We start from the raw sequence: 14,705 nt of genomic DNA on the forward strand, positions 1-14,705 counted from the left end.
TCGCGAACCCACGTCAGGCCTCGCCGAAGCGATCGGATAGCTTCGATCTGCACCATGGGCCACTCGGCGATCGTTCTCACCGCCGCCGCCTGCGTGCTCTCGTTCGGCTGCTCGAGCGATGACTCCAGCACCCCGGCCACCGAAGGTTCCAGCGACGCTCGCGTGTCGGGCGAGGTCGTCGTGTTCGCCGCCGCATCGCTCACCGACGTGTTCACCGACATCGCCACCGCGTTCGAGCGAGCCGAGCCCGGTGTCGACGTGTCGTTGAGCTTCGGCGGGAGTTCGTCGCTCGCCGTGTCGGTCGAGGAAGGCGCACCGGCCGACGTGCTCGCATCGGCGAACAACGAGCTGATGCAACGTCTCGCCGACGCCGATCTCCTCGCCGGCGGCGCCCGCCCGTTCGCCACCAACGCAATGGCGTTGGCCGTCCCGATCGACGTCGACGAGGTCACCTCGCTGCGCGACTTCGAGCGCGGCGACCTCTTTCTCGGAGCGTGTGCGGCGCAGGTCCCCTGCGGGCAGTACGCCGACGAACTGTTCGCGGATGCCGACGTCGACGCGCAGCTCGACACGCGGGCTCCCGACGTCCGCGCCGTGGTCACCCTCCTGCTGGCCGGCGAACTCGACGCCGGCATCGTCTACACCACCGACGTGGCCGCCAACGCCGATCGACTGCGCGCCGTACCGCTCGATGTCGAGACCGTTGCGGCGTCGTACCCCATCGCCGTGCTCGCCGAGTCGCCCAACCCGTCGGCGGCCGACCGGTTCGTCGACTTCGTCCTCGGCGACGAGGCCCGAGCGATCCTCGACGAGGCAGGATTCGGCGCACCGTGACGCGATCCTCGACCAGACCCCCGGCGCTGCTCGCCGTGCTCGGCGCCGTCGGCGCGCTGCTCTTCGTCCTGCCACTCGTCGGGCTCCTCGAAGCGACCCCGTGGTCGAAGCTCGCCGATCTGCTCAGCGACGACGTCGTGATCGACGCGCTCCGGTTGTCGCTCATCACCTCGGTCGCCGCCACCGCGCTCGCCACACTCTTCGGCGTTCCCCTGGCATGGCTACTGAGTCGCACCCGGTTCCGCGGGCGGTCGATGCTGCAGGCGATCGTCACCCTTCCGATGGTGTTGCCACCGGTGGTCGGGGGTGCCGCGCTCCTGTTCGCGCTCGGACGTCGCGGACTCGTCGGTGAGGCACTCGACGACACGACCGGCTTCGTCCTGCCGTTCTCGATCTGGGGCGTGATCCTGGCCAACACCTTCGTCGCGATGCCGTTCCTGGTCATCACCGTCGAGGGTGCACTGAGCAACATCGACCAGCGATACGAAGGTGTCGCCGCCGGGCTGGGAGCGTCGCGACTCACCGTCTTCCGGCGCGTCACGTTGCCGATGATCGCCCCGTCGCTGCGGGCCGGCATGGTGCTCGCGTGGGCGCGGGCGTTCGGTGAGTTCGGGGCCACGGTCACGTTCGCCGGAAACCTGCAGGGCCGCACGCAGACGTTGCCGCTCGCCGTCTTCGTGTCGCTCGACGCCAACCGTGACGCGGCGATCGCGATGAGCTTGCTGATGGTGACCGTGTCGGTGGTGGTGCTCGTCGTACTGCGCGGGCGCTGGTGGAGTGGCAGGTCGACATGAGCGGCGCCACCCGACCGGGCCTCCGCGCGCACGTCGTCGTGCGCCGCGACGAGTTCGACCTCGACGTCGACCTCGAGGTGGCGGCCGGCGAGACGTTGGCCCTGCTCGGTCCGAACGGGGCGGGCAAGTCGACGATCGTCGACGTGATCGCCGGACTCGCCGACGGCGCGGTGAACCGCTCGACGGTGCGACTGAACGATCGCGTGCTCGACGACGCGTCGACGGGTGTGCACACGGCGGCCGAGTCACGACGCGTCGGGGTCGTGTTCCAGGATCACCTGCTCTTCGAACACCTCGATGTGGTCGACAACGTCGCGTTCGGCCCCGCCAACCGTGGGCTGTCACGCCGACGCGCTCGAGCGGTCGCCGATGGATGGCTCGCAGCGCTCGGGATCTCCGAGCTCGCGGGTCGACGTCCGTCGGAGCTCTCGGGTGGTCAAGCGCAGCGAGTGGCGATCGCTCGCACGCTCGCCGCCGAACCCGAGATCCTCCTGTTCGACGAGCCACTCGCCGCGCTCGACGTGGCGTCGCGCGTCGAGCTGCGTCGGGTACTGCGCCAGCATCTCGACGCGTTCGCCGGCCCTCGGCTGCTGATCACTCACGACCCGACCGATGCCTTCGTCTTGGCCGACCGTGTCGTCGTGCTCGAAGCCGGTCGGGTCATCCAGGTCGGGACACCCGACGAGATCCGTCGCCATCCCCGGACCGCCTACGTCGCCGCGCTCGCGGGAACCAACCTGTTCACCGGCGAAGCCGACGGCGGCACCGTCCGCCTCGACGACCACGATGCGACGCTCACCGTGGCCGTCACCACGGTGGTCGGGCCGGTGCTCACGACCGTGAGTCCGACGGCCATCTCGTTGCACGCCGAACGACCCGAGGGCAGCCAGCGCAACGTGTGGCAGTCGACGATCGACCTCATCGAGCCGCTCGGCGACACGGTCAGGGTCACGCTCGGCGCGCCGCTTCCGGTGTCGATCGACGTCACCCCCGGAGCGGTCAGCTCGCTCGGCCTGGCCGCCGGCAGCACGGTGTGGGCGGCGATCAAGGCGACCGAGATCCACGTGCGCCCGGTCTGACTCCGACCGAACCGCTTGTGCCGTGCGGCACATCGCAGCACCGAGATCGGCCGACCGACAACACTGCCGGGATGATCTCTCGCCTGCTTCGTTCCACCATGCTGCTCGGACTCGGCGCCATCGCGCTCGGCGCCTGTGGCGGTGGTGACGACGGTGGTGGCCCGATCGAACCGGTCGAGTTGCAGACGTACAACGGCACCGTGCAGCAGATCCTGAGCGACGACCTCACACTCGACTACACCGTCGACCTCCCCGCCGGCTTCGAGATCGGCGAGTTCGCGAGCGAGAGCCAGCAGGTGTGGGAGGACCCCGACGTCGAGTTCGGCGTGCAGGAGATCTCCGCCCGACTGGCATGGACGACGGTCGAGTACGACGCCGACACGCTGGTCGACGACATCTCGGTGATCAACGACGACCGCCAACTCCTCGACAGCGGCACCGAGGCCGAGTTCTCGTACGTCACCTACGCCACACCGTCGACGTCGTCGGACGCGATCTTCTCCGCGAGCGCACAGACCAGCCGCACGCTCGCTCCCGGTTCGGTGCTGATCTGCACCGCCACCTGGTCGACCGGCATCGACGACGAGTGGAGTGACGACGACGTCGCCACCGTCGCAGCGCAGGCGCTCGACATCTGCCGCAGCTACGACGCCGCCTGACCGGGTTCTCGGCGGTCGCCCGACCGGGATGACGGGCTTCTTCGACGCCATCCGCGAACTCTGTGACACCCTCACGTCATGATGGGAAGCATGTTGATTCTCGTCATGATCTTCGCCGTGGCACTCGCTCTGGCGGCAGCCGCCGGCGCGTACGTGTTCGCCACGCGACAGGCCGAGGCCAACGTCGCCGCCCGCACGGCCGAGCGTGAAGCCGAACTCGCGGCGAACAGCGAATCGGTGCAGCAGGCGATCGCCGCTGCCGTCACCTCGGCGGTGGCCGATGCACAGCGCCGCGCCACCGAAGAGCGCGACGCTGCGGTCAAGGCCGCCCTCGAACAGTCGGCGATCTTCCAGACACAGCACCTCGACGCCACGGTCAGGCAGCACAACGAGTCGCTGCAGGCAACGGCCTCGCAGGTCAAAGAGCAGACCACGGCCGAACTCGGCTCGAAGAAAGACGTCATCGACGCTCGGCTCGAACAGGTGCACGGAGAGATGCGCGCCGAACTCGCCAAGGTGGCCACGATGCTGTCTGCGCTCGGCGAGGCCAGCGCCGAGAAGTTCGGGCAGGTCGAGTCGTCGATCCAGGCGCACATGCAGGTCGCCAACTCGCTGTCCGAATCCACTCAGGCACTTCGTTCCGCGCTCGCCAATCCGCAAGCTCGCGGCCAGTGGGGCGAGCGCATGGCCGAAGACGTGCTGCGGATGTGTGGCTTCGTCGAACACATCAACTACAGCAAGCAGGCACAGATCGACGGGGGCACCGGCCGCCCCGACTACACGTTCCACATGCCCAAGGGCCAGACGCTGTTCATGGACGTCAAGTTCCCGATGGCGGCGTACCTGCGGTACCTCGAGGCCGGCACCGACGCCGAGCGCGAGACGCATCTCAAGCGGTTCCTGCTCGACGTGCGCGCACGGGTCAAAGAGCTCGCCAAGCGCGAGTACGCGATCGAAGGTGGCGGGTCGGCGCTCGACAACGTGCTGCTCTTCATCCCCAACGAGCAGCTCACCGGGTTCATCCACGAGCACGACCCGTCGCTCATCGAAGATGCCATGGGTCAGCAGATCGTCATGTGTTCACCCATGACGCTCTTCGCCTTCCTCGGCGTGATCCGCCAGGCGCACGACAACTTCACCATCGAGCGCACGAGTGACGAGATCCTTTCTCTCATCGGCAAGTTCGGTACGCAGTGGACCAAGTACGCCGACCAGATGGAGAAGATCAAGCGTCGCTTCGAAGGCGTCGAGAAGGACTTCGAAGCGCTCACCGGCACCCGGCGACGCGCGCTCGAGCGGCCGTTGCGTGATCTCGATGCGATCCGCCAAGAGCGTGGGCTTCCGGTCGACGGCGAACTGTTCGCACTCACCGGCGACGACGCCGACGAGACGCCTCCCGGTGGCGAAGTCCGCCACCTCGGCGCCTGACGTCGGCCACGCCACGTCGCGCGGGGTACCGGGTTTCGCTCGGCCTCTCGTAGTCTCGGTCTCGTCATGTCCCAGTCAGCCTTCGACTTCCACGACGAGTTCGACGACGGCGTTCAGATCGACGAGCCGATCGACCCGACGTTCTCGGTCACCGAACTGGCCGACGCGATCAACCAGCAGTTCCGGCGCAGCTTCGGCGACGGGCTCTGGGTGCGGGGCGAGATCAACGGGCTCACGCGGCGAGGCCCGCACGTCTACTTCTCGCTGATCGAACACGGCGACAGCGGCAAGGCCAAGATCGACATCAAGCTGTTCGCTCCGGCGATCAAGCGCCTCACGCCGCTGCTGAAGCAGAACCGACTCGATCTGCGCGACGGGATGAAGGTCCGCATCCACGGCTTCCTCGACTTCTGGGCGCAGGGCGGCAGTGTCGGCCTGAAGATGGACGGCATCGACCCGAAGTTCACGCTCGGCGACATCGCCCAGTCGCGTGACGAGGTGATGCGGCGACTCGTGGCCGGCGGCCTCATCGACCTCAACAAGCAGTGGCCGCTCTCGCCGATCCCGTTGCGCATCGGCGTGGCGACCAGCCTCGACTCCGCTGCGTGGGCCGACTTCCACCACGAGATCGAGAAGAGCGGGTTCGGTTTCCACCTCACCGTGGCCGACACCCGGGTGCAAGGCGACGGCGCCGAGCGCATGGTCGCCGGTGCGATCGGCACACTCGCTCGCGGCGCTCGCAAGGGTGTGCTCGACGCGATCGTCGTGATTCGTGGTGGTGGCGCTCGTAACGAACTCGCCGTGTTCGACACCGAGATCATCGCGCGCACGATCGCGGCCGTCCCGGTGCCCGTGTTCACCGGCATCGGGCACGAGATCGACCGCAGCATCGCCGACGAAGCAGCGCACACCGCGTTGAAGACACCGACGGCGTGTGCGGGGGCGCTCATCGACCGGGTGTCGAACTTCGTCGCCAACACCGAGATGGCATGGCAGGCGATCGAGCGACGGGCCACCGCCACGCTCGACGCCGCCGAGCGCCGCCTCGGCGACGTCGGCCACCGCATCGCGGCCCGCACCCAGTCGGCAATCGACCGATCGAACGAGCGCCTCGACATGCGTCTCGACGTGCTCGGCACCGTTGCGCCGGCCGTGCTCGAACGGGCACACGACCGACTCGACACCGCTGCCGAGCGCCTGATCGAACGCTCGTCGCTTCGCGTGGAGCGCGAGACCGGCCGCCTCGATCTCCTCGCGGCCCGCGTCGCCGCGGTCGACCCTGCGGTGCAGTTGGCTCGCGGCTGGAGCATCACCCGCACCGCCTCGGGCCAGATCGTGCGTTCGGCCGACGACGTCGCCACGGGCGACACGCTCACGACGGCACTCCTCGACGGCGAGATCACCAGCGTGGTCGAGGCCGTCAACCCAGACCCCCAATCCGAACCCCAATCGGAAAGTGACTCCGCAGATGACTGACTCCTCGTCCGATCAACCCGGTTACGCCGACGCCCTGCGCGAACTCGACGCGATCCTCCGCGAACTCGAAGGTTCCGATGTCGACGTCGACCGACTCGCCGACCGCGTCACCCGCGCGTCCGAGCTCATCACGATGTGCCGCGAGAAGATCTCGACCGCCCAGGTCAAGGTCGAGCAGGTCACGACGCAACTCAGCGCCGCCGACACGCCCTGATCAGCGTCCGCGTGTCGACCGGCGCCACGCTGGGTGAACGGCTGGGCACGTGGTGTCGCCGTCCGATGTCACAGCGGTTCGTCGCCCGACCAGCCGCATCGAAGCGCGGAATTCTCCCGTTCACCTGCGACGATGTCCACATGGTCGACTCACCTCGCACGCCGGATGCCCGGCTGATCGCGGTCCTCAACGAACTCGATGTGGCACTGACCGAGAACATCGAGCGGAGCCGCGAGATGCAGAAGCGCATCCGTAACCAGCAGCGCAAACTGCAGGCGGGTTCCGACCTCTGGCCGCTGGTCGAAGCGGAGACGCAGCCGCGCACCGTCGAGATGCTGAGCGAGAACATCGAGAACCTGCATGGTGTCGGCAGCCGGCTCCGAGCGACCCAGGCGTTGGCCCTCCGTGACGAGGGGTTCACGATCACCGACATCGCGGATCTGTTCGGCGTGACCCGCCAACGCGTGTCGGCACTGCTGAAGCAGAAATCCGCCACCGACGCCTGACCGCGTCCGACACCTGTCGACCGAGGCCGCCGACGGCCCCGTCACGACACGATCGACGGGTGGCGACGGAAGACTCCGAGCACGAGACGACGCCCTCCGAGGGCGGCAGTAACCTCGGCATCATGCCTGCGAGCGCCCCTCCTTCCCTGCTTCGGCTCGCGCAACGCGTCGATGCCCGCCTCGACGAATTCCTGGCGGCCGAACGCGATCGCTGGGCAGGTTTCGACGACTCGCTCGGGCATCCGATCGACGAGATCCGTCGACTCGTGCTGTCGGGTGGCAAGCGTCTGCGCCCGGCGTTCTGCCACTGGGGATATGTCGGAGCAGGCGGCGGCGACAGCGACCAGATCGACATCGACGCCGGCGCGGCGTTCGAACTCATGCACGCGTTCGCGTTGTTCCACGACGACGTGATGGACGATGCCGACTCCCGCCGCGGCCAGCCCACCACGCACACGCTGAGCGCCCAAGAGCACGCCCGCAACGGATGGGACGGAGAGTCGCGCCGATTCGGTGAAGGTGTTGCGATCCTCGTCGGCGACCTCGCGTTCGTCTACGCCGATCAACTGCTCGAAGAAGCCTCCCCGGCCGCGGCCCGGATCTGGAACGAGCTCCGCATCGAGCTCAACATCGGGCAGTACCTCGACATCCTCGGCGGGGTGAGCCGCACGCGCGACATCGCCGCGTCCGAGCGCATCTGCCGCTACAAGTCGGGCAAGTACACGATCGAACGGCCGCTGCACCTCGGCGCCGTACTCGCCGCTCCCGACCGCGCCGACGAGTTGCTGCCACACCTCAGCAACTACGGCCTCCCGCTCGGCGACGCATTCCAGATGCGCGACGACGTGATGGGTGCGTTCGGCGACGAGGCCGTCACCGGCAAACCCGTCGGCGGCGACCTCATCGAAGGCAAGCCCACGCCGTTGCTCGCTCGGGCGACCCGCCTGGCGACCGACGCGCAACGCGACGTGCTCGAACTGGTCGGCGACCCCGACATGTCGCCCGAGACGGTGGCTCGAGTGCAGCAGGTGATCGTCGACACCGGAGGGCTCGCCGAACTCGAAGCGCACATCTCCGAGTTGACCGAGTCGGCGGTCGCCTCGCTCGACCAGGCACCGATCACCGACGCCGCCAAGGCCGAGCTCACGCTGCTGGCCGAGTTCGTCAGTCAGCGCACCGTCTGATCATGCACGCACTCCACCATGCGCGTTCGTCCCGAGGGCTCACGCACCCTCACGCTCCGCACTGCGTGTGTGCGCCGACGTGCCTCACTCCCGTTTGCGCGGTGGCGCGATGAAGGTCGTCGTCATCGGTGCCGGGCTCGGCGGGCTCTCTGCCGCGGCACATCTGAGCAAGGGTGGCCACGAGGTCACCATCGTCGAGCGTGAAGCCATCCCTGGCGGTCGCGCCGGGATGATCCGGTCGCACGGGTTCAGCCTCGACAACGGCCCGACCGTGCTCACGATGCCCGATCTGCTCGAAGAAGCGTTCGTCGCCGCGGGCGCGAACATGGCCGACCACATCACGCTCGAACCGGTCGACCCGATGTATCGGGCCTGCTACGCCGACGGCTCGACGCTCTTCGTCCGACACGGTCGCGACGCCATGACCGAGGAGATCCGCCAGTTCGCCAACGCGAAGGAAGCCGAAGCGTTCGGCCGCTTCTCCGACTGGCTCGAAGAGCTCTACACCGCCGAGATGCGGTCGTTCATCGACGCCAACTTCGACTCGCCGCTCGATCTCGCCAAGCCCTGGCGAGACGGCGTGTCGCTGCTCAAGCTCGGAGGGTTCGGCAAGCTCGGCAAGAAGGTGGCCTCGTTCTTCGACGACGAGCGCCTGCAACGCATCTTCAGCTTCCAGTCGATGTACGCCGGCCTCGCGCCATACGAAGCGCTCGCGCTGTACGCCGTCATCACCTACATGGACTCGATCCAAGGTGTGTTCGTCCCCAAGGGCGGGATGCACCAGATGGCTGCCGGGTTGGCTGCTGCGGTCGAGCAGGCGGGTGTCGACATCCGCTATTCGACGCCGGTGACGAAGATCGCCCGTTTCGCCAACGGTTCGGTGCGCGGCGTGTACATCGGTGACGGCACCGATGCCGAGTTGCTCGACGCCGAGGCCGTGGTCTGCAATCCCGATCTGCCGGTCGCCTATCGCGAACTGCTCGACGACGTGAAGATCCCGCGCGTCGCCCGCAACGGCAAGTACTCGCCGTCGTGTCTGCTGTGGGTCGCCGGGGTGAAGGGGCTGCCGCCTGCCGATGCCGCACATCACAACATCCACTTCGGAGAGGACTGGGACGGCTCGTTCAAGGCGCTGATCGAGGACGGCGTGCGGATGCCCGACCCGTCGATCCTCGTCACGCTGCACAGCCTCGACGACCGATCGCTCGCACCCGACGGATGCACCAGCCTCTACGTGCTCGAACCCACGCCGAACCTGTCGGGCACGATCGACTGGTCGCGAGAACGCGAGCAGATCACCGACAGCCTCAAGGCGAAGGTCGCGTCGCTCGGCTACCCGACCGACGTCGTCGTCGAGCAGGTGTACGACCCGCAAGACTGGGAAGCGATGGGCATGGAACAGGGGACGCCGTTCGCACTGGCGCACACGTTCTTCCAGACCGGCCCGTTCCGCCCGAACAACGTCAACCGCAAGGTCCCCGGTCTGGTGTTCACCGGCTCGTCCACCTTGCCGGGAGTCGGAGTTCCGATGGTGCTGGTGTCAGGCAAGCTCGCCGCCCAACGAGTCGACGAGTACGGAAACCGCTGATGCCCGGCGTGCTCTCCGGTCTGCTCCGCAACCCGTTCGCGCGTCGCCCGCCGACGCCCACGACGCACCTGCTCCCCGAGGGTCCGGTCACGCTCGACGAGAGCTACGACCTGTGCCGAGAGTTCAACAAGCGGCACGGCACCACCTACTACTGGTCGACCAAGGTGCTCCCGCGCATCAAGCAGCACCACGTGCATGCGCTGTACGCGTTCGCACGATACGCCGACGACATCGTCGACGAAATCCCCTCGCAGGGTGGCCGTGACGTGCCGGTCGAGGAGCGAGCGGCGGCGCTGCACGACTTCGGCGACCGATTCTTCGCCGACCTCGACGCGGGTCGCTCCGACGACCCGGTGCTCAAGGCCGTGGTGCACACCGTGCGCGCGTTCGACATCGACACCGACACGTTCCGCCGCTTCCTCCGGTCGATGGAGATGGACCTCACGGTCGAGTCGTACGAGACGTGGGACGACCTGCTCGACTACATGGATGGCTCCGCTGCGGTGATCGGCGAGATGATGCTGCCGATCCTCGAACCCACCGACCACGAACAGTCGCTGCCGTCCGCCCGCGATCTCGGCAACGCGTTCCAGTTGACGAACTTCCTGCGCGACATCGACGAAGACCTCGACCGCGGTCGCCAGTACGTCCCGCTCGAAGACAGCCGCCGGTTCGGCGTCGACCTCACCGACCGTCGCGTGACCCCCGAGTTCGTCAGCCTCATGCAGTTCGAGATCGAGCGCTGCCGTGAGCTGTACCGGTCGGCCGAGGCCGGGTTCGCGATGCTGCCACCGCGTTCGGCGAAGTGCGTGCGCGCCGCTCACACCCTGTACTCGCGGATCCTCGACAAGATCGAGGAGCAGCAGTACGACGTGTTCACGTCGCGTGCATCGGTGTCGACCGCCGAGAAGGCCCGCCTCGTCGCCAGCCTCCTCCGATGAAGCGGACACTCGACGCACCTCGACGCTCCCCACGTGGCGACCTGGCCGACCGGGTGGCAGCGGTGTCGTCGGTGGTCACGATCGCGGGGATGATCGCCACGCCGTTGCTGCCGCAGCGCGGCATCGGTCGACGGGTCCTCTCGTCGGTGGTCGTCACCGGCATGTTCGCCACGACGGCAGCGAACGCCACCAAGCGGTGGGGCATCGGCCGTGCCGCCGCGGCGGCCACGGCGACCGCGCTGGCCACCGGCGTGGTCGAGCGAATCGGCACCCGCACCGGGTTGCCGTTCGGCCGGTACGCCTACACCTCGGCGTTGCAACCACAGATCGCGCACGTCCCCGTGATCGTGCCGCTCGCCTGGTTCGGCATGGGGCTGCCGTCTCGGGAGGCCGCTCACGCCGCGCTCGGAGATGCCAGCACTCCGGCCGCGCGCATCGCCCTCGGCTCCGCGGCCATGACCGCCTGGGATCTCTTCCTCGACCCGCAGATGGTCGGCGAGGGCTTCTGGGCCTGGGCTCGACGCGGGGCCTACCGAGGGATCCCGCTGAGCAACTTCGTCGGATGGTTCATCACCGGGCTCGGCATCATGGCGATGCTCGAAGCACTGCTGCCACCTGGCGAGCACGAGGTTGCGAGCGGCGTCGCAGGCCTCGAATCGACAGATCGGGCCGACCGACGCCTCGTGAGCGAATATGGGTACATGTCGGTGATGCAGACCCTCGGCTTCGCACGGTTCTTCCGCGACCCACTGGTCGCCGCCGTCGGAGGTGCCGCCATGCTTCCGATCTCGGCCGCTGCCGCGCGCAACCTGCTGCGAGGCCGAGCGTGAGCCGCCGAGTTGCGATCATCGGTGGCGGCGTCGGCGGTCTGGCGACCGCGATCCGTCTCGCCGTCGCCGGTCACCACGTCACGATCGTCGAGAAGAACGAGCGGGTCGGCGGAAAGCTGTCGACGTACGAGCGCGACGGCTTCACGTTCGACATCGGTCCGTCGCTGCTGACGATGCCGCACCTGTTCGACGAGTTGTTCCGGCTGGCGGGCAGTTCGATCGACGACGAACTCGATCTCGTGCGCCTCGACCCGCAGTTCAACTACTCGTGGCGCGACGGCTCGCGTCTGTACGTCCGCGACGACCACGACGCGACCGCCGCCGAGTTCGACGCGTTCTCACCAGGAGCGGGCGCGAAGTGGCGCGAGTTCGACGAGCACGGTCGGACGATCTGGGACACGGCGGAGCGAACGTTCTTCGCCGGGCCGATGGAGAACCCCATCGAGTTGGCCAAGCGCATGGAGTCGCCGTCCGATCTGCTCGCGATCGATCCGCTGCGCACGATGCAGACCGCCGCTCGGGATGCGTTCGACGAACCACACCTCCGTCAGTGGGTGGGCCGGTACGCCACCTACTCGGGTTCACTGCCGCATCGGGCACCGGCGACGTTGGCGTGCATTCCGCACATCGAGGCGCGCTACGGGGCCTGGTATCCGATGGGCGGTCTCGGCACGCTTCGCGACGCGCTCGAGCGCTGTGCCGAACGCGTCGGCGTCACGATCCGAACCGGCGTCGACGTCGTCGGCGTGACCAGTGCGCCCAACCGGGTCACGGGTGTGGCGGTGAGCGATGGCACGATCATCGATGCGTCGATCGTGGTGGCCAACGCCGATGCGCGCCATCTGTACGCCGACCTGCTCCCGGACGACGCGGCCTTGAAGCAGGTGAGCAAGGCGCAGCGTTCCACGAGCGGCTTCGCCATGTGCATCGGCGCCCGCGGCCGCACCGAGGGCATCGGCCATCACAACGTGTGGTTCGCCGACGACGCGATGCACGAGTTCCGTGAGATCGAAGCGCGCCAACTGCCGTCCGATCCGACGATCTACGGCTGTGTCTCGTCGGTCACCGACCCGAGCCAGGCGCCCGACGGCGACGAGAACTGGTTTCTCCTCGTCAACACTCCCCCGGGCATCGACGTCGACACCGAGGCGTATCGCAACCTCGTGCTCGATCGGCTGGCGTCGCACGGTGTCGACCTGAGGCGTCGGATGCGGTTCTGCGCGCGGATCGCCCCCGCCGACATCGAGCGGATGTATCGCTCACCGGGCGGGGCGATCTACGGGTCGTCGTCGAACGGGATGCGGGCCGCATTCGCTCGCCCGTCGAACCGTGGAGCGAAGCCTGGGCTCTACCTCGTCGGCGGATCGAGCCATCCCGGCGGTGGCCTGCCGCTCGTTGCGACGAGTGCTCGGATCGTGGCCGACATGATCCAGTCCGATCTCGCGTGAGCAGTCGCTCGATGCGGCTGCGGCGGACCGTTCGGGTCGCTTCCATCGCCGCCCGCGGTGCTGCCGGTGCGGTGGCGATCACCCGGCTCGCGAAGGCTGCTCGTGTCGCTGACCCAGTCTCGGTTGCGTCGGATCGCGATCGGCAGCCCGCCTCGATCAGCGTCGTCGTCCCGGCTCGCGACGAAGCCGATCGAATCGGCCCGCTGCTCGATGCGATCGTCGGGTCTGATGGCGTGGGCGAGGTGATCGTCGTCGACGACCAGTCGTCCGATGCCACGGCCTCCATCGCTCGAGGTGCCGGGGCGGTCGTCATCGCCGGCACCGAGCTGCCTGCCGGTTGGGCCGGGAAGGCGTGGGCGCTGCAGCAGGGCATCGAGGCCGCGACCGGCGAGTGGATCGTGACCCTCGACGCCGACACCCGACCGCAGCCCGGCCTCGTGCCGGCCCTGGTCGACCGGGCCATCGCCGACGGCTTCGACTTCCTCACGGTCGGCGGCAGATTCGAATGCCCGACACCTGGCACCCGGTGGCTGCACGCCTCCATGCTCACCACCCTCGTCTACCGCTTCGGCCCGCCCGGGGTGCCCAGCCGTCCGGATCGGGCGATGGCGAACGGCCAGTGCATGGCCATGCGGCGCGGCCGGTTCCTCGACATCGGTGGCATGGGCACCGTGAGCGGGCACGTCGTCGAAGACATCGCGCTCGCGCGCTCGCTCGTTGCGAGCGGGTGGTCGGTCGGCTTCCTCGATGCTGCCGACCTCCTCACGGTGCGGATGTTCGAGTCGTTGGGCGACACGTGGGCCGGGTGGGGGCGTTCGCTCGCGCTTCCTGGTGTCGAACCGCGATCGCGTCAGATCGCCGATCTCGCCGTCGTGCTGCTCGCTCAGGCGCTGCCGCTCCCTCGGCTCCTCCTTCGTCGCGGCGACCTGATCGACATCGTGCTGGCGGCGACGCGGCTCGGCACGTTGGCCGGAACGCGCACCGCCTATGACCGAGCCGACGCCGCGTACTGGCTCAGCCCGCTGACCGATCTGCCGTCGTCGGTTGCGATCGCCCGCGGCATCGCACGACGCGGGCGCCAGTCATGGCGCGGCCGCAGTTACTCCTGATCGTTTGCGATCGGCCATCGCCGCCATGGCGAACCGCAGACCGATGAAGGTCATGAGCGCGCCGGTGGCAGCAGTGCGAAACGGTCCGTCGACTGCGAGTTGCACGAACGGCAACACGAGCATCCCTGCCCTCGCTCCCCACGCGAACGAACGAGTCGCTCCGAACACGACCAGCAGCAACCCGATCGAGATGAGCGTCGCGACCGGTGCAGCGACCAGCACGGTGCCGACGAACGTGAGGATGCTCCGCCCACCGACGAACCGGGCGAACAGCGGGAAGGCGTGCCCGACCATCGCGGCGCCGCCGGCGATGTACGGCAGGCCCCACACCCCCTCATCGGCGAGGGCCAGACCCACGCCGGCGGCGAGCAAGCCCTTGGCGACATCGCCGACGAAGACGGGCACCGCGGCCATCCGGCCCATCGTCTCGCGAGCGTTCCAGAATCCCGGGTTCCGATCGCCGACCGTGCGGAGATCGACGGCCGAGTGCCGGCCCGCCACCAGGTTGGCGAGCGGGATCGAACCGATCAGATATCCGGCGACGATCACCACCAAGACATCACCGGTCGTTCCCACAGCTGCAAGCATGGCGGGTGCATGGCCCGCATCGCGTCC

The 14,705-nt window shown here is 68.2% G+C and carries 15 protein-coding genes; 14 read left to right on the forward strand and 1 reads right to left on the reverse strand.

The features are described 5' to 3' along the window. The first annotated feature begins 54 nt into the window (after positions 1-54). The 14 genes from modA to YM304_RS18765 all read left to right on the forward strand — a co-directional run bounded on the left by modA (position 55) and on the right by YM304_RS18765 (position 14,090). On the forward strand, positions 55-834 hold the full coding sequence (modA, locus tag YM304_RS18700) for a molybdate ABC transporter substrate-binding protein (protein ID WP_015443293.1): 780 nt from the start codon (positions 55-57) through the stop codon (positions 832-834). Further along, positions 831-1,628: an ABC transporter permease gene (locus YM304_RS18705; protein ID WP_015443294.1), complete on the forward strand. Its 798-nt coding sequence runs from the start codon at positions 831-833 to the stop codon at positions 1,626-1,628. The genes modA and YM304_RS18705 overlap by 4 nt, the downstream gene beginning before the upstream one ends. Next, on the forward strand, positions 1,625-2,707 hold the full coding sequence (locus YM304_RS18710) for a sulfate/molybdate ABC transporter ATP-binding protein (RefSeq protein WP_015443295.1): 1,083 nt from the start codon (positions 1,625-1,627) through the stop codon (positions 2,705-2,707). Before YM304_RS18705 ends, YM304_RS18710 begins: the two co-directional genes overlap by 4 nt. Positions 2,708-2,778: 71 nt before the next feature. Continuing rightward, positions 2,779-3,366, forward strand: coding sequence for a hypothetical protein (locus YM304_RS18715; protein ID WP_154723549.1), 588 nt, complete (start codon positions 2,779-2,781; stop codon positions 3,364-3,366). A 90-nt stretch (positions 3,367-3,456) separates the two neighbouring features. Continuing rightward, entirely contained in the window at positions 3,457-4,794 is a 1,338-nt protein-coding gene (rmuC, locus tag YM304_RS18720; protein WP_162142111.1) for a DNA recombination protein RmuC, read from the forward strand. A 66-nt stretch (positions 4,795-4,860) separates the two neighbouring features. Beyond that, the gene (xseA, locus tag YM304_RS18725; RefSeq protein ID WP_015443298.1) at positions 4,861-6,270 is read left to right on the forward strand and encodes an exodeoxyribonuclease VII large subunit; all 1,410 of its coding nucleotides are present in this window, start codon (positions 4,861-4,863) and stop codon (positions 6,268-6,270) included. Further along, complete coding sequence (gene xseB, locus YM304_RS18730) at positions 6,263-6,484, forward strand: exodeoxyribonuclease VII small subunit (RefSeq protein WP_015443299.1); 222 nt, start codon at positions 6,263-6,265, stop codon at positions 6,482-6,484. The genes xseA and xseB overlap by 8 nt, the downstream gene beginning before the upstream one ends. Positions 6,485-6,624: 140 nt before the next feature. Continuing rightward, positions 6,625-6,990, forward strand: coding sequence for a helix-turn-helix domain-containing protein (locus tag YM304_RS23130; RefSeq protein WP_154723550.1), 366 nt, complete (start codon positions 6,625-6,627; stop codon positions 6,988-6,990). A gap of 122 nt (positions 6,991-7,112) precedes the next feature. Further along, on the forward strand, positions 7,113-8,174 hold the full coding sequence (locus YM304_RS18740; RefSeq protein ID WP_041300740.1) for a polyprenyl synthetase family protein: 1,062 nt from the start codon (positions 7,113-7,115) through the stop codon (positions 8,172-8,174). A 109-nt stretch (positions 8,175-8,283) separates the two neighbouring features. After that, a complete protein-coding gene (gene crtI / locus YM304_RS18745) occupies positions 8,284-9,762 on the forward strand; it encodes a phytoene desaturase family protein (RefSeq protein WP_041298441.1) in 1,479 nt (492 codons plus the stop codon). Next, the gene (locus tag YM304_RS18750; RefSeq protein ID WP_083908469.1) at positions 9,762-10,703 is read left to right on the forward strand and encodes a phytoene/squalene synthase family protein; all 942 of its coding nucleotides are present in this window, start codon (positions 9,762-9,764) and stop codon (positions 10,701-10,703) included. Before crtI ends, YM304_RS18750 begins: the two co-directional genes overlap by 1 nt. Beyond that, entirely contained in the window at positions 10,700-11,533 is an 834-nt protein-coding gene (locus YM304_RS25320) for a carotenoid biosynthesis protein (RefSeq protein WP_015443304.1), read from the forward strand. The genes YM304_RS18750 and YM304_RS25320 overlap by 4 nt, the downstream gene beginning before the upstream one ends. Beyond that, positions 11,530-12,981 carry a phytoene desaturase family protein gene (locus YM304_RS18760; protein ID WP_015443305.1) on the forward strand — a complete coding sequence of 484 codons (1,452 nt, stop codon included), beginning with the start codon at positions 11,530-11,532 and terminating at the stop codon, positions 12,979-12,981. The genes YM304_RS25320 and YM304_RS18760 overlap by 4 nt, the downstream gene beginning before the upstream one ends. Next, entirely contained in the window at positions 12,978-14,090 is a 1,113-nt protein-coding gene (locus YM304_RS18765) for a glycosyltransferase (RefSeq protein WP_015443306.1), read from the forward strand. Before YM304_RS18760 ends, YM304_RS18765 begins: the two co-directional genes overlap by 4 nt. On the opposite strand, the gene YM304_RS18770 is transcribed toward YM304_RS18765, so the two are convergent. After that, entirely contained in the window at positions 14,064-14,678 is a 615-nt protein-coding gene (locus YM304_RS18770) for a glycerol-3-phosphate acyltransferase (RefSeq protein WP_041298442.1), read from the reverse strand. The genes YM304_RS18765 and YM304_RS18770 overlap by 27 nt on opposite strands. Between the last annotated feature and the right edge of the window lie 27 nt (positions 14,679-14,705).

Source organism: Ilumatobacter coccineus YM16-304 (assembly GCF_000348785.1).
Classification (GTDB): domain Bacteria; phylum Actinomycetota; class Acidimicrobiia; order Acidimicrobiales; family Ilumatobacteraceae; genus Ilumatobacter_A; species Ilumatobacter_A coccineus.